Here is a 23786-nt window from a genome sequence, read left to right on the forward strand (position 1 = left end):
CATGCAAGCGCTATCATTGCAATGTGACCCAAGGGGAGAGGCCGTGACAGCAGAACTTGCGACACGGGAAGATGCGCTGGAGCGCACTATTGGCGGCAAGGTGATCCGCAGGCTGGTGATCCCGGCGGCGCTCTACATTCTCGTCGGAGCGATAGATCGCACCAACGTGGGCTTCGCGGCCATCGAAATGAACCGCGCACTGGGCCTTTCCGCCACGCAATACGGCTTTGGCGCTGGCGTCTTGTTCGTGGGCTACATGATCGCCAAATACCCCAGCGTGCTGTTCTATGAGGCGGTTGGCCTGCGCCGCTGGCTGGCGACGGTAACCGCAGCATGGGGGCTGTGTTCTTGCCTCATGGCCGGGATCAGCAACGAATGGCAATTATACGCCCTGCGCGTGGCCATCGGCTTTTCCGAAGGCGGGCTGTCATCCGGGCTGATGCTCTATCTCAGCCAGTGGGCGCCGGAACGCTATCGTGCTTCGATTCTGGCCATTCCCATCGTGTCGATCTCTGTCGCCCAGGTCATCGGCGCACCTATTTCCGGCCTGCTGATCGATCTGGACCAGCCCTTTGGCATGGAAAGCTGGCGCTTCATGTTTCTGGTGGAAGCCCTGCCAGCGCTGGCATTGGCCGTGTTCGCGTGGGTGTGGTTTCCTGATAAACCCGCCGATGCGCGCTGGCTTGATGCAAACGAGCGCCAATGGATCGATCGCCACGTTCGGGGGGCCAGCAAAGCCGCCGCCAGCGACGATCACGGTGAACGCTGGGCCGTGTTGCGCAGCCCAATGGGCTGGCTTTGCGCGGCGATCTGGTTCTGCATCCTCGCGTCCAACTACGGCATCATGTTCTGGTTGCCGCAAGTGGTAAAAAGCCTGTCTGGCCTGACCTCGGCACAGACCGGGCTGATCGTGGCGTTGCCGTGGGCGGCCAGCGGCCTTGGCCTCATCCTCAACGCTCGCCATTCAGACCGTACCGGCGAACGCTATCTACACGTAGCCATACCCGCCCTGCTGGGTGGCGCCGGGTTGCTTGCGGCGAATCTGTTCGGCGCAGGTTTGCCGGGCCTGATCGCGCTGGTTATCGGCGGCGCTTGCACCGGTTGCACGGTTGCCGCGTTCTGGGCCATTCCCACGCGATTGCTCAAACCGGGAAGCATGGCGATGGGTATTGTGGTGATCAACATGACCGGCAGTCTTGCCGGGGCCACCGTGCCCCCGCTTATGGGCTGGCTACGGCAGACGACCGGTTCGTTCACCCCTCCCACGCTGCTGCTGGTAGGGATCGCCGTGGTTTGCGCCGGTCTTACGATGACCGCCCGCCAAATGGCGGCGCGTGGCCTGCGATGAACCACGCAAAGCCGGAACCCGGCTATCGTACCACGATCCTGACTCTCGGCGCCATCGCAGCGATGGGTTCGATGGCGATTCACATGCTGGTTCCGGCCTTGCCCCTGATCGCGCTCGATTTCGGCATTGGCGAGGCGCGCGCGCAGCAAGTGGTCAGCGTCTATCTGGCCGGTCTTGCCGGGGGCCAACTCGTGGCCGGGCCGCTGGTGGACAGGCTTGGGCGCAGGCCGGTGATGCTGGCGGGGCTGACTCTCTATATCCTTGGCGCAACCGCCGCAGTGTTTGCGCCAAAGCCGGAATGGCTCTTGCTGGCACGGCTGATTCAGGCGGGCGGCGGGGCCTGCGGGGTGGTGACGGCGCGGGTGATGGTGGGCGATATGTTCGGCCCGGTAAAGGCAGCGGGCGCACAGGCAACGCTGATGATGATCGTGCTGATATCCCCTGCGATCGCCCCGGTCATCGGCGGAACCATTGCCGATATCGCAGGCTGGCGCGCGGTGTTCGGCCTGCTCATAGCGGCCGGCTTGGTCGCGCTGATCACTGCGTGGCACCGCCTGCCCGAAACCGGCAAGGCGTCGCAACCAGATGCTAAACGGCAGAACCTCTTGGGCGCCTATGGCAAACTCGCCCGTAACCGCGCCTTCGTGCTGACCACGGCGGCGCTTTCAGCGGCCAGCAGCGGGCTTTACATGTTTCTGGGCGCAGCCCCGTTTCTGCTGGTTCATCGATACGGGCTGTCGTCAAGCGAGGCGGGCATGGCGCTGCTCGCCATTGCTGTGGCAAGCATCGGCGGCACAAGGCTGGTCGTGCCCATAGAGCGTCGTTTCAGCGCGCTGATCGTCGGCACCGGCTGCGCGGCAATGGGCGCGATCACAGCGCTTGCACTGGCGCTGGCGGGCATCGAAGGCGTTGTCGCGCTGATCGCACCGATTACACTGCTGGGCCTCGGCGCGGGCATGGCAGGGCCGGTTGCCTTCAATGCCGTGGCTTTTGCGGAAAAAGGGCTGGCCGCCACCGCGACAAGCCTTGCCGGAGCCTTGCAAATGCTGGGAAGCGGCTCGGCCATGACCCTTCTAGGTCTGCTTTCACCGCTTGATCCACTGCGCGTGGCTGCTGCGCTGACCCTTTCAACCGCCATCGCATTTTTCTGCGCCATCGGCGTACGCAGACAGCATCTTGTGAATTAGGGCTTTGCAAGCCCTTACATCAGCTGTATGGGCATTGTTATCCGTTAGAGCAGAATTAATTGAGGGGATTTCCATGTCTGTCATCAACACCCGCAGGGCCGCCATGCTCGGCGTGCTGCTGGGCAGCACCGCCGCCATCGCTCCGGCTTTCGCACAGACCGCAGAGCCACAGGCCGCCGAAGCGCAGGCCGAGGACAATGGCGGGTTGACCGCTATCATCGTCACCGCCGAACGCCGCGAACAGAGCCTGCAGGACGTTCCGATTTCCGCCTCGGTCTTTTCGGGCGAAGAACTGCAGCGCAAGGGCGTGGTCAACCTGAACGATATTCAGCAGGTTGCCCCTTCGGTCGCGATCAACACGTTCAACCGGTCAACCTTCATCAACATTCGCGGCGTGGGCATCGCGCAGTCCGCGCCAACGTCCAATCCCGGCGTGGCCTATTACATCGATGGCCAGCTGATCCCGCATGAACAGTTCATCGGCCAGTCGTTCTTCGATATCGGCACCATCGAAGTGCTGCGCGGCCCGCAAGGCACGCTGACTGGGCAGAATTCGACCGGCGGCGCGCTCTATGTCCGCACGCCCGAACCCGAATTCGACAGCAGCTTTGCCGTGGGCGATTTCACAGTGGCAAACTACGACCGCTATCGCGCGGTTGCAGCGGTCAACGTGGGTGGCGAAAACGTGGCCCTGCGGATCGCGGGCGTTCACGAACAGCGTGACAGCTTTACGCGCAACATCGCGCCGAACGCGCAGAGCCAGCCCGGTAACATGAACATGGAAGCCGTGCGCGCCAACCTGCGCCTGCGCGGTGCGGACGGCAGGCTCAACGTCAACGTTCGCGGTGAATACTTCAACGTCAAGTCTGACAACAACGCCGTCAAGCGCCGTGGCGATACCGTAAGCACAGATCCCTTCGTCATTCAGGAAGATGCGCTCTCGTTCCAGAACCAGCAGGGTTATCGCCTGTCTGCCGAAGCGCGTTATGACGTAAGCGACAGCGTGCAGGCGCGCGGGCTGGTTTCGTGGCAGGATGGCTATACCCACGATCAGACCGATGGCGATCGCACCGCCACGGCGCTGGCCGTTCCGGCAAACCTTCCGGCCAGCAGCGCCAACACACGCACCTATCCCGGCCGCGTCAGCAACGGTGATACGCAGTTCAAGACGCTGATCGGTGAATTCAACCTGCTATCCACCCACAAGGGACCGCTGCAGTGGGTCTTCGGCGGCTTCGTGATGGACGAAACCGTGCCCGTTACCCTGCTGCGCGATAATCGCAACACGCTCGACGTGCTGCAATCGAACAGCTCGATCATCACCGAGGCCAAGAACACCTCGCAGTCGGTTTTCGGTCAGGTGAACTACTACTTCACCGATGCGATCGAAGTGCTCGCAGGTGCGCGCTATTCGTGGGACAAGCAGGTCTACACCCGCTTTGCTGTTCCGGGCGCGGGCTTTACCCTGCCTTTCACCAGCCAGGTCACTTCGCAGCAGCTTACCGGCAAGATCGGCGTGAATTACCACTTCGGTGGTGACAACATGATCTACCTGACCGCTTCGAAGGGCTACAAGGCAGGCGGCGTAAACCTCACGCCCAACACGCCCGATTTCAAGCCTGAGCGCAACTTCGTCTACGAAGCCGGTTTCAAGACCGAACTGCTTGACCGCCACCTGCGCGTGAATGGCGATGTGTTCTATTCGGATTACAAGGACATCCAGCTTTCCAGCCTCGTCGGCGGGCTGCCGGTCACGCAGAACGCGCTGGCAGGCAAATCGTGGGGCGGCGAACTGGAACTGACCGCGCAGTTCGGCGGCCTCGCCGCCAATGTCGGGCTTGGGTATCTCGATTCCAAGTTCGCCAATTCGGCCTGCATTTCCGATACCAACGCCCCCGGCACCGATGTCGGCTGTGCTGCCAACCTGCGGTTCGTGCCCAAGGATCGCGTGTTGCCGTTCTCGCCGGAATGGACTGTCAACGCAGGCGTGCAATATACCGTCGGCTTCGGTTCGGTTGACGTGACGCCGCGCGTGCAGTGGTCGTATCTGTCTGAACAGTATGCCACGCCGTTCCCCAGCGTGAACACGCTGGTGCCCGGTCGCAACATCTTCGATGCGCGCCTCACCTTCGACATGGGCAAGGCGTGGAAGCTGGAAGCCTTCGTCAACAACCTGACCGACAAGACCTACATCGCATCGCAGATCCAGAACAGTTCGAGCGCGGATGGCGGCATCATCTACGGCGCGCCGCGCACCTATGGCCTGCGTCTGCGCGTGGAAATCGGTAACTGAGCGACAAGAGAAAGGGCAAGCGGCTGATGCACCTCCTCCCGCAAAAGTCGTTTGCCCTGCCCCTCGCTGCGCTCGTTCTGGCCCTTTCGGTCGGCGCGCGGGGCGGGGACGTGCCCGACCGCTGGTGGGCGCCCGGTGAAGGCCGGGTCCTGCCAGCGGCGCTGGACTACGATAACGATCATGGCACTCTGCGCACGCTGACCGTGGGCGGGCCATTGAAGACGGCAGGGCATCCGTTCTTCGAACCGCTGGGCAAGGATGGCCGCGCCTGCGTGACCTGCCACCAGCCATCGGATGCGATGAGCCTTTCGGTGGAAAGCGCACGCCGCCAGTGGGAGCGGACCGACGGCAAAGACCCGCTCTTTGCCGCCTATGACGGTTCGAACTGCCCCACGCTGCCGCAGGACCGGCGCGAAAGCCATTCGCTGCTGCTTGATCGCGGACTGATCCGCGTCGAACGCCCTTGGCCGACCAAAAGCTTCAACGGCAAGCCGGTGAAACCGGACTTCACCATCGAAGTCGTGCGCGATCCCAATGGTTGCAATTCCGGTGCAGCCTATGGCCCGGCGGCGGGCAGGATATCGGTCTATCGCCGCCCGCGCCCGGTGGCGAACATGAAGTATCTGCTGGCCGTGGGCTTTCCCTATGATCCCAAGCAGGGCTATGCGCTGCCGCTCGATCCCGATGACGGAAAGCCGCAGTCAGGCAACCTGATGGCCGATAACCGCGCCGGAAATCTGCGTATCCAGATGGAGGACGCGGCCACCACGCACCTTCAGATGCTGAAAGCGCTGACGACCGCCCAGCGCAAGACGCTGCAGGACTTCGAACTGCGCATCTACACCGCGATGCAGACCAGCAAGGCGGGCGGCGCGCTCGACAGCATGGGGGCCAAGGGTGGCCCCGCGCGTCTGCGGGACAGCCAGCCCGGCGCGCTGGGTTCGATCGGCGAACCGGTGTGGAGCGAGTTCAAGGCGTGGGAGAACATCCCCAAGGACGAGGCGGCAAAGCTGACGCCGGAACAGCTCGCGCATCGCCAGTCGATTGCGCGCGGGGCCAAGGTGTTCCGCGAAAAGATGTTCCTGATCACCGACACGGCGGGCATCAATTCCCGCATCGGTTTCGGCAATCCGGTGCGCAATTCCTGCGTGTTCTGCCATAATATGAGCCAGATGGGGAACGACGTGGCGCCGGGCCAGGTCGATTTGGGCACCACCACCCTGCCCTTTGCCGATCCGTGGGACGATCTGCCCCTGTTCAAGGTGACCTGCACCGGGCGCCCGCATCCGCATTATGGCAAGCTCATCTACACCTATGACCCCGGCTTCGCCCTGACCTCGGGCAAGTGCGCCGATGTCGGCAAGATCACCCTGCAATCCATGCGCGGACTTTCGGCCCGCGCCCCCTATTTTTCCAACGGCTTGGCAAAGGATCTGCGCGGCGTGGTGGACTATTACGAGCGGCGCTATTCTATCGGCTATACCGAGCAGGAAAAGCAGGATCTCGTCAACCTGATGAGCGCACTGTGAAGCGGTTCGCGCTCCTCGCCGCGCTCTGCGCCGCCACCTCTGCACAGGCCGCGCAGGACACCGCAGGGCTTGTGCGCTTCGTCGCCTGTCCGGTCTATCGCGATACCGATGCTGGCCGCAAATCGGGCTGCTGGCTGGCTGACGACCGCGAAACCGGCAGGCGCTGGGACGTAACCGAAAGCCCCTACAAGCCTGACTGGAACTTCGCCGTGCTGGTCGAAGGCCGCCCGGCTGCCAATACCGCGCAACCCTGCGGCGCGCCCGCGCTCGATCCGGTGCGCACATCGCGGCTCGATATCCCCTGCACGCGGCACATGATCCCGGCTGAAGGCTTTCCGGGCCGCCGCTACATCCTGCCAAGGCGCAACATCGCGCCGCTTTCAGTCCCGCGCCCGGTTCCCCCCGGCCCCTATGCCGAGCGCGTGTTCCCGGTGTACTTCGAATTCGACAAGGATTTCCTCGTCTATCAGTATGACGACTGGCTGATCGACAATGCCGTAACGTGGATCAAGGCGGCCAAGCCCAGGAAGCTGATCGTGACCGGCTTTGCCGCGACCGACCCGGAAACCGTCAGTGGCGTGACCATCGCGGAACGCTCCGAAGCAGCGCAGGAACGGGCAGAGACGATTGCCGAAACCATGCGGCGCCTCGTCCCCGGTCTGACGGTTGAAACGAAGTGGGAAATCGCCGCACAGCCTACGAACGAACCCGAAGCCGATGGCCTGCCGTGGCAAAGCCAGCGCCGGGCGGAGATACGCGCGCTGTTCTAAAACAGCGCGCCCACGTCCTCGCAGCTTTCCAGCGAAAGGATGCGGTCGGCCAGCACCTCAGCCTCTTCGCGCCCCACCGCAATGGCCGCGCGCGACAGGCAATCGATAAACTTCTCGCGTTGCGCCATGTCCAAAAGCGGACGGTCCGGGCACCCCAGCGCATTGGCAACGAACGCCTCATGGCACCTGCCGTCACGCAACGTCACCCGCATCGCGCCACCCACGCCGCGTTGCCAACCGGGCGCGTTAACCGCAACAGGCCGCACTTTCGCCGCCAGCCCCAGAATCTGCGGATCGCTCAGACTGTCCGGCCCGAAGGAATCGAGCCGAACGCCCCCGCACACCAGTGCAAGCGCGGTGGTGAACGGGATCGAGAACTTGGCATCAATCGCCACCGCTGGAGCCTGCTTGCGCTCCAGCGGCTCCACCAGCATAGCCTGAACATCGTCGACCATGACGTCCACCGAGGCCACATCATCCGCATCGAAGCCATGCCGCGCCGCCAGATCGAGCATCATCTCGATAAACGGATGCGTTCCCCGGCAACTGGGCCACGGCTTGAACGTCAATTCCGCGCCCCAATAATGCGCGCCCAACCGGTCGGTCAGGTCTTCTGCCGCGAACTGCCCGCCCGCATATAGCGCATAGAAGCCGGCCTTGCCCTCCAGCGGCGTTTCAAACCCTGCCACGCCCTCACGCGCCAGCAAGGCAGCGGTCAGCGCCGCCTGCGCCGGAAAAGCTTCGCGCACCGCCCGCAGAACCGTCCTGCGGCTGTGCTTGATCTCGCCGGGCATCGTCACCTGACACAGCGTAAGCGAAAGCGCGTCTTTAACCTGCTCCGCCGTCAGCCCCAGCAGGTTTGCCGCGCCTGCCACCGCACCGAATGCAGCAACGATCGGCGGCGGATACCACCCGCCCTGCTCCATCGGTTGCCGCAGCGACAGCGCGATGCGGCACGCCACATCGCCGCCAACAGCCAGCGCCGTCAGAAACCGCCTGCCATCCACCGCGCCTTCTGACTGCGCCAAAGCCAGCAACACCGGCACCAGCGAAGCATTGGGGTGCGCAGGCGCACGGTCAAACGCATCCTCATAATCCACAGCATGGGCCAGCGCGCCATTGGCCAGTGCCGCGCCCAAGGGCTGCACCCGCTCCGCCGTGCCCAGTATTGCGCAAGGCCCCGCCCCGTTTGCCCGTGCCAGCGCCAGAAACGGCGCAGCTTCTGGCGAAAGCCCACTGGCGGCATACGTCACGCCCACAGCATCAAGCAACACGCGCCGCGCGCCTTCCCGCGCGGCTTCGGGCAAAGTGCCCCACCGTGCCGTGGCAATATGAGCGGCAAGAATATCGCTGACATCAGGCATCATGGAACTTCGCTCAACGCTTCGCGCTTCGCGGCAAAGCGCGGGGCGAGCGACAGCAGCACGATTGCCCCCACCAGCACGCCCGCACCCAGCAGTTCCGCATCACGCGGCATCCGCAGGCCCCAGAACCATGCCAGCAGCACCGATCCGCCGATCCCGGCCACAAGGCTCGCGGCGCGTTCCAGCGGCACGCAATAGGCGTTCTCACGCGGGTCCAGCAGGATGATGATCGCCAGCACCGAAATCACCGTCAGCGTCGCGCCGATCCAGAACAGGTCCGCCAGCACCGGATCGCTCCAGACCCCGACAAAGCCCCACGCCAGTTCGCCAGATTGCCCGCCAATGCCGCTGGCCGAAATCAGTCCCAGGATCACCACCGACAACGGCAGCGCGATCATCTTTTCTTCGACGAAATAGCGCCGCACCGATGCCGGATCGCCGCTTTTCGATATCTTGGTCATCACGTAAAGCCGCAGGAAATAGCCTACGGTATAAAGCACCACGGTCAAAATCGCGATGGGCGGCAGCTTCAGCCCGCCCCGGTCGGACAACGCGATGATCAGCCCGACCAGCACCATTGCCAGCGCGGTCCAGCTCCACCAGCGCACACGGCGGCCGAACATCAGATCCACCAGCGGCGCGATGATCAGGATATCGCCGCGCATGATCAGCTGGATAAACGGAATGCTCACATCAGGGATCGTGAAGCTGAGCGGCACCGTGAACAGCACCAGCGCTGTGCCGATACCCGAAAGGAAGGTGTAGCGCGTGGGGAACGGCACCCGCACCGGCCCCACCGAAATCTTGTTGGCATCCCGGTGCCAGCCCGACGCCCAGATGAACCCCCAGGTCAGCACCATGTTTATGATCAGCGAGGCAGGCAGCGTTTCCAGCCCCGTCAGCGGCCTGCCCAGCCCGGCGTGGGGCATTGACGTGACCAGCTTTGTCACGATCACATTGGGCAAATAGGCCAGCAGATAAAGGAAAACGAACCCTTCCAGCGGGAAGCCGACACTGCGCCCCTTCATGCCGCCGCTTCCAGCACGACCATTCCGTCTGCATTGCGATAGCGCGCATTCAGCCCGGCCTCTTGCGTCACAGCGCTCAGATAATCGACCACTGCGACGTGATCATCGCTGCCCGGCTCGGCCAGACGCGGCACGGCATCGCGCCCGATCACCAAGGGCAGCAGTCCCGCGCGCAACACCTTGCCCTGCGCAATCTCCAGCTTTGCAATCATCGATAGCCGCGCCGCCTTGGGAAAGTTGTAAAGGCTGCCGAAATCCGGCTCCCACTCCTCGGCAAGTACCCGGATCTCGTTGAAACTCTTCGAATTGGCGTGCGCCTCGTCCATCGCAAGGTCGGTGGCGAAGTTGCACAGCGAATAGAACACCGGCTTGCCGTCGATCAGTTCGCAGCCTTTCAGGATATGCGCGTGCCCGCCAAAGATGGCATCGGCACCGGCGGCAATCGCCGCACGCGCTACATCGCGCTGGTAATCCGCGATGACGGCCCGCACGAAATGGATGCCCCAATGGTGCGAAACAAGCACCACGTTCGCCTCGGCCTTTGCCGCGCGGATATCGGCCTCCATCGCGGCAAGGTCTTCGCGGTGCGGGTATGTGTGCACCCGCGCGGGCGTGCCGGGCTGGTCATGTTCGATCTGTTCATAGACCGTGAAGGCCCGCATCGGCGCGCAACCGGGGCGGCGTTCATCAGCCCAGTACGAATGCGGAAGGATGCTGGAATAGGCAAGGAACGCCACCCGCGTACCATCGTCCAACGTGCGGATAACCGGACGGCGCGCTTCGGCGATATTGGCACCGGCCCCAACCACGTTCATGCCCGCCGCTTCGATATGCCTGCGCGTTTCGAAGAAGGCATCATGCCCCCAGTCCATAACGTGATTGCCCGCCATAGAAATCACATCGAACCCGGCGCGCGCCAGCGCACCTGCACCTTCCGGCTTTGCCAGCACCGCATGGCGCGCCTGTGGCAACCGCACGCCCTTTTCGGCAAAGCTGGTTTCAAGCTGCCCGAACACCACGTCAGCCCCGTGCAGCACATCGGCAGTTCCGGCAAAGCAGGCATCATAATCATCACGATCCATAGCGAGATCGCCAGTTGCCAGCACGGTGTGGCTCAAGACGCCCTCCCCTGATCGATTGTTGTGATGATGGCTGGGAGACTAGCGCGTGAAACAGGCCTTAGCAAGCGCTTGCATTCTTCTGTCAGCGCATGACCCCTGCCATCCAAGCGCTTCATAACCCAAGGTATATCAGCCCGCTGTGGCTGATCGTCCGGGTTCGCTATCCTCCGCCAGCCAAGCCAGAATATCCGCCCGATCGGCATCAAGGCGGGGCGGCGCCCCCACTTCGACCGCCGCTTGCCCCGCCACGCGATACCCCGCGCCCGGAATGCGCACGCTTTCCTCCGGCAGGCCCGGAATGGCCAGTTCGATCAGCGCCGCATCTCCGGCAAGATCTGCAGCCTCGTCCACCCGGCGCACCATGCCGCAGGGGATGCCCGCATCGCTCAGCCGTTTTTCCCATGCGGCTGCGGTGTCGGTGGCGAACACTGCCGAAAGCTGCGCGTGCATCGCATCGAAGTTGGCGCGCCGCGCATCGGGCGTGGCAAATTGCGGATCGGTCAACCAATCCTCGCGCGCCATGATCCGGGCCAGCGCCGCAAACTGTGGCGGCTGCACCACGCCCAGCGAAACCTGCCGCCCGTCGCTGGCGGTAAACATCGATGCCGTGGGCAACCCGCTGTAGCCCGTGTTGCCCATGCGGCTCATCGGCTTGCCCGTTACCAGAAATGGCGTCAGCGCCGATGTCATGAAGGCAAGGCTGGCGTCGAACATCGATACGTCCAGCTTGCTGCCCGTGCCATTGCGCTCCCGCTGCATCAGCGCGCCCAGGATCGCCATCGCGGCGGTCTGCCCGGTCAGCGTATCCACGATGGGAAAGCCCACCCGCACCGGCGGATCGCCTTCCTCGCCGCTCAACATCATCATGCCGCTGGTGGCCTGCACGATATTGTCGATGGCCGGCCAATCTCGATGCGGCCCATCCTGACCATAGCCGGATACCGAACAGTAGATCATATCGGCGCGCAATGCGCATACCGCTTCATACCCCAGCCCAAGCCGGTCCATCACGCCGGGGCGGAAGTTTTCCAGCACCACATCGGACCGGGCGATGATGTCTTTCGCCACGGCAAGGTCGGCCTGATCCTTCAGATCCAGCGCAATCGACTGCTTGCCCGCATTGGCCGCGATGAACGCGGGCGACATGCCATCATAGCGCCGGTCAGCGCCATAATTGCGGAACCCGTCGCCGCCCTTGGGTTCGATCTTGATCACATCCGCCCCCATCAGCCGCAACAGGTGCGAAGCGTATGGCCCCGCCATCACGTGGCTGAAATCGGCAATACGGATGCCGGCCAATGGCCCGCTACCGGAAAGAGGCTGCTTCATGGGTTCTCCGGGAACTGCTTGCGGACCACGGTCCATGTCTTGTCCTTGCACAGCCCGCAATCGGTCCCGGCAAACATCGCGCCTGCGGCCTTGCTGCCCTTCAACTGCCAGTCAAGCCATGCCGCACCGATCCGGCCATAGTCTCCGCCATTGGCCATCTGGAACGTGCCGCCGTGCCCTACGGGCGAATTGGCATGGAACACCGGCACATGCGCTATGCGCGCCACATCGTCTGCGGCGTTGGGATAGGCAATGTCATCCGGCCCGCCGATGATATAGGCAACCGGCGTGTGCAGCTTCGTCAGGTCATCCTTGACGATACCCACACCGCTCAGCCCCGATCCGGCGCGCACATAGACGCCGCTGTTGAAGGCCACCACCGCATCGATACGCGGGTCCGCCCCGGCAGCCAGCGCCTGAAGCCCCCCGCAGGAATGACCCATCACCGCGATGCGCGAAAAGTCCACACGCCGGGCAATATCGCTCTTCTCCGCCCAGTCTATCGCGCCGAGCAATTGACTGACCTGCGTTTCGTCCGGCGTGGCGCGCGGCGGCGCGGCTCCGGTCGGGCGCGGACCGTTGGCGGGGGGCAGTGCGGCAAGGACAGGTCGCTCCTCACCCGGCGCGCCATTGGCGATCACCACATAGCCGTGGCTGGCGATTTCGCGCAGGAAGTGGCTGGCGGAAAGGCCATTGTTCCGGCACCCGCCATTGCCCCACAGCACCAGCGGCAGGCGTTTTTTCGGCCATTTGGCGGGGCGATAGAACGTGTATCCCGGCGCATCGGCGCGCGCTTCTGCAATGGCGGGTGTGCCGCCGTTCCCGGCAGGCGCGCCAATCACGCGCGGCGCCGGTCCCTTGGCCGCAAGCGGTGCCGCGCATGTTGCCAGCGCAAGAGCAAAAGCCGTCAGACGTTTCATATCTCACTCCCACAGGAAATCCGGTCACGCCCCTGCACCGCCTTGCGGGCAGAACGGAACGCTGCATCGCCATCGATGCCAAAAGCCTTGAGGTGGCGGGCGTTGGCTTCGGAATCGCGCAGATATATGGCATCGAACCGCTGCTGGTCCGCCGCCGAGGCCGGGTGGAAGCTGACCTTGTAAGCCGCCGCTTCTTCCTTGCCCTTGTCCACCGCCGCGCGCACCTGCCGCGCCAGCGCCGCTTCCCACATGCCAATGCCCTGTTCCAGCACGGCGCGATCCTCTGCCGACAGCGCGTTCCAGCGCTTTTCGCTCATCGCGCGGGCGGGATAGGCACCGCGGGGCACGGCGATCTGGTAGAAGTGCTTTGAAATCTCGGCAAAATGCAGGGACTTGAACGTGTCCTCCGGCGCAATCACACCGTCGATCACGCCCTTGGCCATCGCAGAATAAACCTCGCCCATCGGCATGTTCACCGGGTCTGCGCCCAATGAATCCAGCACGCTCAGCAGTTCGGTGGGCGCGCGAATGCGCAGGCCCTTGATATCGGACAGATTTTTGACCGGGCGCGTGGCGGTGACAAGGCCCGGCAGCGTGCCGCCCTGAACCGCCAGCACTTTCAACCCCGCCAGTTCGCGCCCGACCTGCGGGTTCTCCGCCGCGATGCAGCGATAGAGCGCGACCTGCGATTCCACGCTGTCAGCGCCCTGATAGAAGCCCGACTGGATGCGAATGAGGTGCGTGCCGCCGCGCACGTAGATCGGCGTGACAAGCCCGATATCGGCCACGCCGTGACGCAGTTCTTCCATCGACATGTCGGACGAAAGCAGCGCGCCCGACCACACCGGCCTTACCTTCAGCCGCCCTTGGGACTGCTTTTCGACAAAGGCCATCCATTCCTGATCGGCCTTCGAAAAGGGGTGATTGGGGCTGTAGGGCGAGGCGTAGACCAGCTCCGTCACACCCTTTTCCACCGGACGCGCGCAGGCTGAAAGCAGTCCTGCAAGCAGCAAAGTCTGAAGTGCACCTAGAAGCACATAGATGACACCTGGGCGTCTCAAGCCAGCCCCCGCTGCACCAGAAAGTCCGCAACCATGCCAACCATCTTGTCATGGTCCCAGTTGCCCGCATCCACCATGTCGGCATCGATCATCAGCACGGGAACGCCCGCCTTTTCCAACGCCTCTGCCGTGATTTTGGTGCCCGATTGCGAAAGGCGGTTCTCTGGCGGCAGCAGCACCACGCAGGCATCGATCCCGCACCGCTCCGCCTCGCTCGTCATCCAACCGTTCATCCACGGCGGCAGGTGCAGCACCTCGTTCATTGAACAGACGCGGCTGGCAAGCGCTTCCATCGGGCGCCCCTGCACTTCGCGAATATACTGCGGCCCGGCAAAGGGCATGTACATCGACCAGACGAACACTGCGCCCATGCGCTCTTCAAGTGCCTGATAAAAACCGGGATCGTGCCACACGCCCGCACCGATCCACATCAGGCGGATCTTCTCGTCCGTCGCGCTGCCAGCACCCGCAGCGATGCGCTCCATCACTTCGTCCCGGAAACGTCTGGCGTGGTTCACGGCCCAGTCCGATCCGCGATGCCATTGCGGGATCATCGTGTTGGGCATCTGTTCGGCGATGGATACCGGGCAAGGCCGTGCGTTTCCAATGGCTTGCGCCGCTTCCCAGATATAGCCTTCCTGCTCGTTGATCCGCTCCATCAGGTAATGCAGCTTGGCCTCATCGAACTTGCGGCCCGTCCGGTTTTCCAGCAACGTGATCAGATCGCGCATTTCGGCCACCGCCAGCGCGATGCGGTCTGCGTCGTAGACCTGTTCCCACTGGTCCTTTGAATGGGCGAACCAGCGCGGGTCTTTATGTTCCCATGCAGGCGCTTCCATCGGGAAGAATTCGCTGCCCAGCGCATCGGCCCACTGGCCGAACACATGCTGGATACAATCGCAGGTCATGCGGGCCACCAGCACGGTGGGTTTGGGCAACCCGCCCCACGGCGCGGTTTTGGGATCGTTCGCCAGCGTGCAGGCAAGGCCCAGCGAACAGTATTTGCAGCTGTTCTTGGGATATCCGGCCTGCACCATCACTTCGAAATAATGGTTCGAAAGCTGCTTGGCCGAAATATAGGCCGACCACCACTGGTTCGTGATGATCGGAATGTCCATGACATGGAAAATCTCGTGCGGGGTGTCGGCCTGGACGATGGCAAAGGGTTCGCCTTCATCCACCACGCGGCGGCGAAGATCCGCGCCGAACTGCTTCTGATAGGCGCTGGCGGCGGCGGTGCAGGCAAGATCCTTGCGGCTGCGCTGGCCAGAGGTTGTGGTGGGAGCGGCGCTCACTGGAAAACTCCTGCTTGGTCTAGTTCGGCAATCCGGGCTTCGGTCAGGCCACACAGATCGCGTGCGATTTCAGAAACATGTTCACCCATGCCGGGGGCGCGGAACGGCGTGAACTGATCGCGCGAGAAGCGGATCGGCGTGGCGATGTGGCCGAACGGGCCAAGCAGCGGATGGTCCAGCATGGCCAGCGCGCCGCGCCCGATAAGCTGATCGTCGCGCTCGATCATATCCTCGCAATCCTGCACCGCCCCGCAGGCGATGCCGAGCGATTGCAGTTCGGCGGCAATGGCGTGATCTTCGCGAACAGAAGTCCAAGCCGCCACATCCGGCCCGGTCAGCGCCAGCACCTTCGCATGGTGCGCCTCGGTCGGGCAGGAAATCGCCACCCAGCGGTCATCGCCAGCGGCGGGTAGAACGTCCTGCCAAAACACGCGCGCATCGGCATTGCCCATGCGCTGCGGGCGTTCACCGTGCTGGGCCTGAGCCAGATAGTCGCGCATCTGCTGCACGCAGATTTCATACATCGAAGCATCGATATGGCACCCGCGCCCGGTTTCGCGCCGGTGCTGCAACGCGCCCGCAACGCCTGCCGCCATGACATAGGGCACGATTACATCGCCAAACGGCACCGCACCGGGGATCACCGGATCACGGGTCGCCCATCCAGTGAGGAACGTGCGGCCCGAAAGCGCGCCGCCGGTGCCATCCACACCCCATTCCTGCGCCATCGGCCCGGTCTGGCCAAACACGCTGCCAGAAACCATGACGATGCCGGGATTGCGCGCGGCAAGGCTATCGTAATCCAGCCCCAGCTTGGCCATCGTGCCGGGGGAGAAATTCTCCACCACCACATCGGCCCAGTCGATCAGCGGATCGATCAGCTCGCGCGCCTCTGGCTTCTTCATGTTGAGCGACAGGCTGCGCTTCGAGGTGTTCAGATGCGCGAACCACGGCTTGTCGTCCCAGTTTCCGGGCTTTGAGGCGGAAACCTGCACATCAAGCCGCGCAAGGTCTGGCCGGGTGCGGGTTTCGATCTTGACGATCTCTGCGCCCAGATCGCCCAGCGTCTTGGTGGTGATCGAGCCTACCAGCGCCCAGGCGAAATCCAGCACTTTCACGCCTGACAGCGGGCCGGGACGAGTGCCCGTGTGGATCGCAGGCGCAGATACTTGGGCAGTGCCTTCGCGGAACGTGGCGAAGCGTTCGGGCAGGCCATCGGGCGTGTCAAAGAAGCCGCGCGCTGCCAGATGCGGGTCGGCCAGAACGTCTGCCGGTTCGTTCGCCACGCAGGCATTGATGCCACGGCGCAGCCCTTCGGTGGCGATTTCGTGCTTGGTGCGCGACAGGAAGAACGCCGCGATTGCCCCTTCCCACACAGCGCGCGTTTCCGCCGGAAGGGTGGAGCGGTTGTAGGAAAGCCAGTCCGTGCCAGCCAGCGGGTTGGGCACGCCAGCCTCGTCCATCCAGTCCGACAGCGCCTGATTGGCGGGCGCGCCGAGCCGCCCGGTCATCAGCGAATGGAAGCACCAGCCATCGGCAAGCCGCCAGATCGCGCGCACGGTGGCCTTGCCATAGGCGAGCGCACCGCCGACGCGCACCAGCTTGCGCTGATCGAACTGCCAGACAAGCACGCCATTGAAATTGCGGCTGAAAGCGACCTGCTGGATCGAAACGTCAACGTGCTGGCCTTTGACCAAGTTCGGACCGGGCGTGCCACGTGAATAGTGCGCTGCCAGTGCGCCCGACGCGGCCACCATATCTGCGTGGAATGTGCAGGCATCGCCCGCTTCCTTGACCGGCGGCAGGCCCGGTTCGCCCGTCACCCGCAAGGCCCCGCCCATTGCCGAAGCGACAAGTTCACCCCCCTGCCAACCGATGCGCGGCCCGCCCGAACCGAACGTTGTGACCGAAACGTGGACCGCGCTTTCGGGAATGGTTACGCCTTCCAGCGCTTCCAAGCCAAGATCATCGATCACGAACGACGCGCCTTCCACTGGCCCGCCCAGTTCCGCGCCGAGCGAGGCAAGAAAGCGTGCCAGCGCGCGCCCTTCCATGTTGCCCAGCATGGCAACGCGATGGCCGGACAGCAGCTTCATGCTGGAACTCCCTGCAGGAATGCGGCAATTTCGGCGTCGATCCCATCACGGCAGGACCAGTCACGCCGGGTGGCGACCAGCACTGGCACCCCTGCGCCTTCCAGCGCATCGCGCATCGCAGGCAAGTGCCAGACGGTGGTATCGTCTTCCTCGATCAACCAAAGCACGGCGGCTTTTGCGTCCACAACGCGGGCCTGCTGCACCAGCGAACCGGCACGATCAAAAAAGCCGCGCGTATCGATCTGGCGCGCGTTGATCTGGCGGGCGAGCGCGGCGAAGGGATCGCCATCTTCATCCACGAGCGGCCCGCGATCAGTCCATTGATCGGCCAGCGTGCGGCCAGTTGCGTGCCATCCGCTTTGTGCGGCCACGCGATGCAGGCGATTATCAGGCAGGGGACTGCCTGCGATCAGGCAGATCGGTTGGGCAGCGTCATCTGGCACAGCAGCCTGCCGCCGCACCGCGTTGCCCTCCGCGATGGCTTGGGTCAGCGCTTCCGCGCTCACGCACAGCCTATCGGCCAGCTTGCGCAAGGCCGCCTCGGTGCGGGCCACGCTGCTATTGCGCGCGATCTTGGCGATGTCGAGCATCAGTGGCTCCGGCCCCTTGATCGAGCCTGCGCGGCGCAGTTCGCAAAGGTAATAGTATAGCCGCTGCGCGCTGTCGTCGGCGCGGCTCAACACAACCGCATCCAGATGATCAAGCGCGCCATCGGCCCAGTCCTGCACAACAGAGCGTGTCCACGGCGCGAACTTGCTTTCCAGCCAGCGGTCGGCGGCGGGCATGGCGCGATCCACGTTCCATGTGAGCGGCCCGGCATTGCGCCCGGTGGCATCGAACAGATCGTGCGGCAGATTGGGTCCGGCGTATGACAACATATTCAATTTCCAAGCAATTCGGGCAGCCCAAGCGCGAGCGCGGGGAACAGGATGATGATCAGGAGGTGCAGCAGGTCGCTGGCAAGGAACGGCATCACGCCCTTGAAGATGCGATTGATGCTGACATCCTTGGCCACGCCCTGAATGACATAGAGGTTCATGCCGAGCGGCGGGTGGACGAAGCCGATTTCCATCGCGCGGCACAGGAAGATGCCGAACCAGATGGCCGACATGCCCACGCTTTCCACCACCGGCAGCAGGATCGGCGTGGTCAGCAGCATCAGTGCCAGCCCATCGAGCACAGAGCCGAGCAGCAGCAGGATCAGCGCGACCAGCAGCAGCGTGGGCACGGTGCCAAGGCCCAAGCCCGTTACCCATGCGCCCACCGCGTCGGTCAGGCCGGTCACCGATATGAAGACCGAAAACACCAGTGCGCCGATGATGACCATCAGGATCAACCCACTGGTGCGCAGCGTTTCCTCGAACGCCTTCATCAGCATTTCGCTGTTCAGGCGGCGGCGCCATGCAGCGATGCCTAGGGCGCCTGCTGCGCCGATGGAAGCCGCCTCCGAAGGGCTGAACCAGCCCAGCGCGATGCCGCCGATCACCAGTGCGATCAGCACCACCATATCGGCAATCTTGCCCAAGGCCGCGCGGCGTTCAGCCCAGGTGGCGCGTTCGCTGGCCGGCGCGGCATGGGGGCGCAGGCGCACGACCAGCCAGATCACCGCGCAATAAAGCAACGCCTGCGTGATTCCCGGCACGATGGCCGCGGTGAAGAGTTTGCCGATGGACTGTTCGGCAATGATACCGAACACGATCAGCGCGCCCGATGGCGGGATCATCTGACCCAGCGTGCCACCTGCAGCGACAGTTCCGGTGGCGAGTGCGTCGGAATAGCCGCGCTTGCGCATTTCCGGCAGGGCGACAAGGCCGATCGTGGCCGCCGTGGCAAGGCTGGACCCGTTGATCGATCCAAAGCCAGCGCAGCCGCCGACCGAGGCATAGGCAAGACCGCCGCGCCGATGGCCCACCATCTTGGCGGCCGCATCGAACAGGTCGCGGCTGGCGTTGGATGAAAAGAACAGATGCGCCATGAACATGAACAGCGGGAGCGTACCGAGTTCATAGCGGGTGAGCGTATCGACCAGCACCACGCCGCCCTTGATCAACCCCGGCTCTATCCCCAGCACGAGGAACAGCCCGCCAAGGCCCACCAGCCCCAGCGCCACCCCGATGGGCAGGCCAGACATCAACAGGGCGAAGAGGATCAGCACACCGATCAGGCCGGTTTGCGGCGTCGCCAGCATCATGGACGCCTCCTGAATGCCTGACCAAGCAGGGCGAGAACGATCAGCGCCAGCACCACATTGGCAAAAACCCGCATCGCGCGCCACGATACGCCGATGACTTCGCTCTGTTCGTGCCCGGCCCACAGATCGGACATCAGCCACACGGAACCAGCCAGCAACGCGGCGAAAAACGCTGCGCCGAGCAGGGCCGAAACCCGTTCGAGATATCCGCGCGCACTTTCGCTCATGCGGTCCACAAGCAGATGAACCTTGGCGTGCGAGCGGTCTACCGTGGCGACCAGCAGGGCCAGCGTTCCGGCAACCAGCACGGCCACCTGCACCAGTTCGATGGAGCCGTGGACTGGCATTCCTACATGCCGCCCGATGACGGATATGGCATCGACCCCGGTTGCCCCCAGAAGCGCGATGCCGCCTGTGAGCGTTACACATTTTCGCAAGGCGCTCATGCCGTTACCGTACCATCTTGAGTGATGGCGATGGGCGGAAGCCCGGCGGCGAGGGTGATTTTCTCGATGTATCGCGCCACGGCTTCGCTTCTCTCCCCCGTGGCCAGAACCGGCCTTCCCGGCGGCAGAACGTCTACCGGCACCACAGCCGTTTCGACGCGCCCGTCCGGGTGCAATGTCAGGCGGCCCAGCATGGCATTGACCGCTTCGGGATGGAACGGTGCCAGCGTGTAGGCCGGGTCCGGTTCGAACCCGAACAGCGTCTTGCGCCGTTCGGCCCATTCGCGGCGGGCGGGATGATCCTGCGCAGGGCTGAGCGCGCTGGTGACGACGCAGCCGTTGCCGAGGCCGTGGAAAATCGGTTTGCCGCGATGAAATTCTATCCCGCGCACGATGTGGGCGTGGTGGCCGATCACCACGTCAGCCCCGGCATCGATGGCGGCGTGGCTGAGCGCGCGCTCATAAGGAGCGAGCCGCGCGGGCGTGTGAACTAAGCCCTTGTGCAGCGCGACCATCACGAAATCGGCCTGTTCGCGCAGGGCGGAAATGTCTGTTTGCAGTGTCGAGACGGCTTCGTCGGTCAGGCGGACCAGATCGGCGGCGGGGGCGATGGGTGATCCATCCGCCGTCTCGATGCGCAGATAGGCACACCCCGCGCGGGTTTCGCCAGCCCACGAAAGCTCCGGGCCAACGCAGTTGTAGCTGAGCAGGCCGATGCGCCAAGCGCCGCGATCCATTACAACAGGTGCGCGCGCTTCGGCCAGTGTCAGTCCGGCGCCGGTGCCGTTCAGACCTGCTTTAGCCAGCAGCGCGAGCGTATCGGCGATGCCATCTGCGCCGCAATCGGCGATATGGTTCCCGGCAAGGCTGAGCAGGTGGAACCCGGCGCCCGCAATGGCCGCGACGTTTTCGGGTGGCGCGCCGGGCGCGGGGACATCGCCTTTCAACTCATCCCCGCGCGCGGTGTGCGGCACTTCCAGATGGCCAACCGCAAGGTCTGCGCCTTTCAGGGCAGGCGCGATCCCGGCCAGCCAGTGGGGGGCGTCCGGCTCATCAAGCACCAGATCACCCGCCAGCAGGATAGAGATCGCGCCCTTTTCCATCAGAACGACTTGCGCACGCTGACGGCGAACAGCCGCCCGATGGGATCGCTGGCGCTGGCGTCATAGCCGCCACTGCCGTTGCCGCTGGGCGCAAGGTTCACATAAGGCGGATCGACATCGAACAGGTTGCGCACTTCGATGCCGAGCGTCATGCCCTTGTCGAAGAAGCCCGCGCCCTGGCTGTCGCCGATGCGCCAGGTGACGCCAAGTTCGACGGGAGTGTAGCTGCCGACGTTCTGCCCGCCCGTGGTCAGGTTGTTGAAATAGCCGCCAACATGCGTTGCCATCACCCGCGCGCTCATCGGCCCGTGGTCCCACGTCACACTGCCGCGTGCACGGAACTTCAGCGGGTTGAAGATGTAGTTGCGCCGGTCGATCAGCGGAGCATTGGGCGTGAGCGCCACGTTGTATTTCGTGAGGTAGGTGCCCGAAAGATTGAACGAAAGGGTATCTTCCGCTCCCAGATCGGTCCGCCAGCTTCCCACGAAGTCAATGCCGCGCGTTATCGACACGCCAAGGTTCTGGCTGCGCCCATCGACAAACAGCGTGACATTGGCCGCGCTGCCACCGGGGAACGAGCCGCCCGCCAGCGTCACGCCCTGCGCCAGCAACTGCTGCACGCGCGTGGCCGCATCGGCGCCGCGCAGGATGATACCCGTCCCGGCGTATTGCGCTTCGGTGCCAAGGATGGCGAGGTTCGAGAGGTTGGCCAGAACCTGATTCTTGTAGTTCACGTCCCAGTAGGTCAGGCCGAAATGAAGGCCCGGTGCAGGGTCGATATCGATGCCCACGGACCATGACGTTGCCGTTTCGGGCTTCAGGCCAAGGTTCGGACCCGACAGCGCATAGCCCTGAAGCGGGGCACCGCCGGCCGGGTTCTGATAGGACTGGCCGAACAGGTTGTTCGAATTGCCGTAGATTTCAGGGATCGTCGGCGCGCGGAACGACGTACCATAGCTGCCGCGCAGTTTCACGCCATCGAACGGCACCCAGTTCACGCCGAACTTGGGATTGGTGGTGCCGCCAACGTCGCTGTACTTGTCGTGTCGGACCGCAGCGTTGAATTCGAGCCGCTGGAAGCCGCCCATCGCGTTGTCAGGCCCGAATACGGGCACGAAGACTTCGGCGTAGAACGAATCCACCTTGCGCCCGAAATTGCGGAATGTGATCGGCGTGGTCGGCCCGCCGCGCGCATTGCCCAGCGCCACCTTGAAATCCTGCCGTTCATAACCCGCCGCCAGCTTTACATCGCCGCCCGGCAGCGCAAACAGCGCACCGTTGAGACGACCTTCATAGGTGCGCAGACGGCCATTGGTGGGCGCGAGGAATATCTGGTTGGCAATGCCATCAAGCACGGCCTGGCTGGTGCGGCCAAGGTTATAGGGATCGAACGCCGTGGCCGGGTTGCTGCTGGCCAGCGCGGCATTGAGCGCGGCGTTGTTTACGCCGAAATACGAACCCGAAAAGTCGTTGGTCTTGCCATAGCCGAACAGCGCTTCGGCTTCCCAGTTTGCAGGCAGCTTTACCTTGATCCCCGGCGTGACCTGCCACGAACGGGCATAGCCTTCGGAATCGTTGGTCGGCAGGTCGTTCCTGAAATTGTAGTCCAGCGTATAGCTGGTGCCAGTGAAGCCCGCAGGACGCACGAAGAAGGCATTGGTCTGCGGCACGGTCAACCGCGCGTTGGAGAACGCGGATGTGCGATAGAAGGAACGCTTGGAATAGAACCCGTCATAGAACACGTCGAGCCAGTCGGTCAGTTCCAGACGGCCCGTGCTGTTGACGGAATCATAGGTCTGACGCGGGATAAGATCCTGATTGTCCAGTTCATCGCACTTGTTGAGCGACCCTGCGTTCAATTGCCCGGCGGTGGCCTGCGTCACGCCGCGATCGGGGATCGCATATGTGGTGCCGTTGGCATTGATATTGCCCGGTGCGCAGCGAACGATACGGTAATCGCCGCCACCAGATGCGCGCTGATCGCTGGTGAAGAAATCGCGGTCGTCGCCCGAAAGGCTCGAACGCTCCACATGTTCGTAGGCGACCATGATCTGTCCGCGATCGAACACTTTGCCCAGCGCAGCGCCCAGCGTATATTCGTGGAAATCGCCCCGGCTGCTCACGCCAGCACGGCCAAACACTTCCCCGCCATCAAGCGAACGGCGCGGGATGATGTTGACCACACCCGCCACAGCATCGGAGCCATAAATCGCCGAAGCGCCATCCGCGATGATTTCAATCCGTTCGACACCCAGCGACGGGATGGTCGACGGATCGATGGAACGGCTGTTGTTGGTCACGCGGTGGCCATCGACAAGGATCAGCGTGGCGTAAGGCCCGATGCCGCGCAGGTTGACCGAGTTGCCATAGGTGATGTTGCCACTGCCGCCCGATTGCCCGCGCGAGTTTTCCGAAACGCCAAGGTCGAAGACCTGCGGCACTTCGCGGATCATGCGGTCCACGGTGACTGCGGTGGAGGTTTCGATTTCCTTGCGGCCCAACGCCGTCACGGTTGCGCCCACAGGCGCTTCGCCACGCACGCGGCTACCGGTGACGATGATTTCGGAATTGGTGGGTGCGGCCTCTTCGGCAGCTTCCTGCGGCACGTCCTGCGCCTGCGCCATGACCGGCATGGCCAATGCCAGCACACTGCACCCAATGCTCAGAATGGTCCGCGCGGACCGGTGAAGATTACCCGTCATGTT

At 63.7% G+C, this 23786-nt stretch carries 18 protein-coding genes; 5 read left to right on the top strand and 13 right to left on the bottom strand.

The annotated features are described in order from the left end of the window. The first annotated feature begins 43 nt into the window (after window positions 1-43). The 5 genes from ACOVQ0_RS00615 to ACOVQ0_RS00635 all read left to right on the top strand — a co-directional run bounded on the left by ACOVQ0_RS00615 (window position 44) and on the right by ACOVQ0_RS00635 (window position 7127). The gene (locus ACOVQ0_RS00615; RefSeq protein WP_421878716.1) at window positions 44-1348 is read left to right on the top strand and encodes an MFS transporter; all 1305 of its coding nucleotides are present in this window, start codon (window positions 44-46) and stop codon (window positions 1346-1348) included. Continuing rightward, entirely contained in the window at window positions 1345-2535 is a 1191-nt protein-coding gene (locus ACOVQ0_RS00620; protein ID WP_421878719.1) for a multidrug effflux MFS transporter, read from the top strand. The genes ACOVQ0_RS00615 and ACOVQ0_RS00620 overlap by 4 nt, the downstream gene beginning before the upstream one ends. 73 nt (window positions 2536-2608) lie before the next feature. Next, window positions 2609-4828: a TonB-dependent receptor gene (locus tag ACOVQ0_RS00625; protein ID WP_421878722.1), complete on the top strand. Its 2220-nt coding sequence runs from the start codon at window positions 2609-2611 to the stop codon at window positions 4826-4828. A gap of 26 nt (window positions 4829-4854) precedes the next feature. Beyond that, entirely contained in the window at window positions 4855-6357 is a 1503-nt protein-coding gene (locus tag ACOVQ0_RS00630) for a hypothetical protein (protein WP_421878725.1), read from the top strand. Next, complete coding sequence (locus ACOVQ0_RS00635) at window positions 6354-7127, top strand: hypothetical protein (RefSeq protein ID WP_421878728.1); 774 nt, start codon at window positions 6354-6356, stop codon at window positions 7125-7127. The genes ACOVQ0_RS00630 and ACOVQ0_RS00635 overlap by 4 nt, the downstream gene beginning before the upstream one ends. Here the strand turns inward: ACOVQ0_RS00635 and ACOVQ0_RS00640 are convergent. The 13 genes from ACOVQ0_RS00640 to ACOVQ0_RS00700 form a co-directional block, all read right to left on the bottom strand. Beyond that, a complete protein-coding gene (locus ACOVQ0_RS00640; RefSeq protein ID WP_421878731.1) occupies window positions 7124-8494 on the bottom strand; it encodes an MmgE/PrpD family protein in 1371 nt (456 codons plus the stop codon). The genes ACOVQ0_RS00635 and ACOVQ0_RS00640 overlap by 4 nt on opposite strands. Further along, a complete protein-coding gene (locus tag ACOVQ0_RS00645; protein ID WP_421878733.1) occupies window positions 8491-9519 on the bottom strand; it encodes a hypothetical protein in 1029 nt (342 codons plus the stop codon). The genes ACOVQ0_RS00640 and ACOVQ0_RS00645 overlap by 4 nt, the downstream gene beginning before the upstream one ends. Beyond that, on the bottom strand, window positions 9516-10637 hold the full coding sequence (locus tag ACOVQ0_RS00650; protein ID WP_421878737.1) for a CapA family protein: 1122 nt from the start codon (window positions 10635-10637) through the stop codon (window positions 9516-9518). Before ACOVQ0_RS00650 ends, ACOVQ0_RS00645 begins: the two co-directional genes overlap by 4 nt. A gap of 132 nt (window positions 10638-10769) precedes the next feature. After that, window positions 10770-11969, bottom strand: coding sequence for a CaiB/BaiF CoA transferase family protein (locus ACOVQ0_RS00655; protein ID WP_421878740.1), 1200 nt, complete (start codon window positions 11967-11969; stop codon window positions 10770-10772). Further along, complete coding sequence (locus tag ACOVQ0_RS00660; RefSeq protein ID WP_421878743.1) at window positions 11966-12889, bottom strand: hypothetical protein; 924 nt, start codon at window positions 12887-12889, stop codon at window positions 11966-11968. The genes ACOVQ0_RS00655 and ACOVQ0_RS00660 overlap by 4 nt, the downstream gene beginning before the upstream one ends. After that, the gene (gene dctP / locus ACOVQ0_RS00665; protein WP_421878746.1) at window positions 12886-13950 is read right to left on the bottom strand and encodes a TRAP transporter substrate-binding protein DctP; all 1065 of its coding nucleotides are present in this window, start codon (window positions 13948-13950) and stop codon (window positions 12886-12888) included. The genes ACOVQ0_RS00660 and dctP overlap by 4 nt, the downstream gene beginning before the upstream one ends. Then, complete coding sequence (locus ACOVQ0_RS00670) at window positions 13947-15245, bottom strand: 2-hydroxyacyl-CoA dehydratase subunit D (RefSeq protein ID WP_421878749.1); 1299 nt, start codon at window positions 15243-15245, stop codon at window positions 13947-13949. Before ACOVQ0_RS00670 ends, dctP begins: the two co-directional genes overlap by 4 nt. Then, window positions 15242-17341 carry a CoA transferase gene (locus tag ACOVQ0_RS00675; protein ID WP_421878752.1) on the bottom strand — a complete coding sequence of 700 codons (2100 nt, stop codon included), beginning with the start codon at window positions 17339-17341 and terminating at the stop codon, window positions 15242-15244. The genes ACOVQ0_RS00670 and ACOVQ0_RS00675 overlap by 4 nt, the downstream gene beginning before the upstream one ends. After that, the gene (locus ACOVQ0_RS00680; RefSeq protein ID WP_421878754.1) at window positions 17338-18219 is read right to left on the bottom strand and encodes a hypothetical protein; all 882 of its coding nucleotides are present in this window, start codon (window positions 18217-18219) and stop codon (window positions 17338-17340) included. Before ACOVQ0_RS00680 ends, ACOVQ0_RS00675 begins: the two co-directional genes overlap by 4 nt. Before the next feature lie 2 nt (window positions 18220-18221). Continuing rightward, window positions 18222-19532 carry a TRAP transporter large permease gene (locus ACOVQ0_RS00685; protein ID WP_421878756.1) on the bottom strand — a complete coding sequence of 437 codons (1311 nt, stop codon included), beginning with the start codon at window positions 19530-19532 and terminating at the stop codon, window positions 18222-18224. Next, window positions 19529-19978 carry a TRAP transporter small permease subunit gene (locus ACOVQ0_RS00690; protein ID WP_421878760.1) on the bottom strand — a complete coding sequence of 150 codons (450 nt, stop codon included), beginning with the start codon at window positions 19976-19978 and terminating at the stop codon, window positions 19529-19531. The genes ACOVQ0_RS00685 and ACOVQ0_RS00690 overlap by 4 nt, the downstream gene beginning before the upstream one ends. Beyond that, entirely contained in the window at window positions 19975-21081 is a 1107-nt protein-coding gene (locus ACOVQ0_RS00695; protein WP_421878762.1) for a CapA family protein, read from the bottom strand. Before ACOVQ0_RS00695 ends, ACOVQ0_RS00690 begins: the two co-directional genes overlap by 4 nt. After that, window positions 21081-23783, bottom strand: a complete 2703-nt coding sequence (locus ACOVQ0_RS00700; protein ID WP_421878765.1) for a TonB-dependent receptor plug domain-containing protein — start codon at window positions 23781-23783, stop codon at window positions 21081-21083. The genes ACOVQ0_RS00695 and ACOVQ0_RS00700 overlap by 1 nt, the downstream gene beginning before the upstream one ends. Between the last annotated feature and the right edge of the window lie 3 nt (window positions 23784-23786).

The organism is Novosphingobium sp., from assembly GCF_049240505.1.
In the GTDB taxonomy this organism is placed as follows: domain Bacteria; phylum Pseudomonadota; class Alphaproteobacteria; order Sphingomonadales; family Sphingomonadaceae; genus Novosphingobium.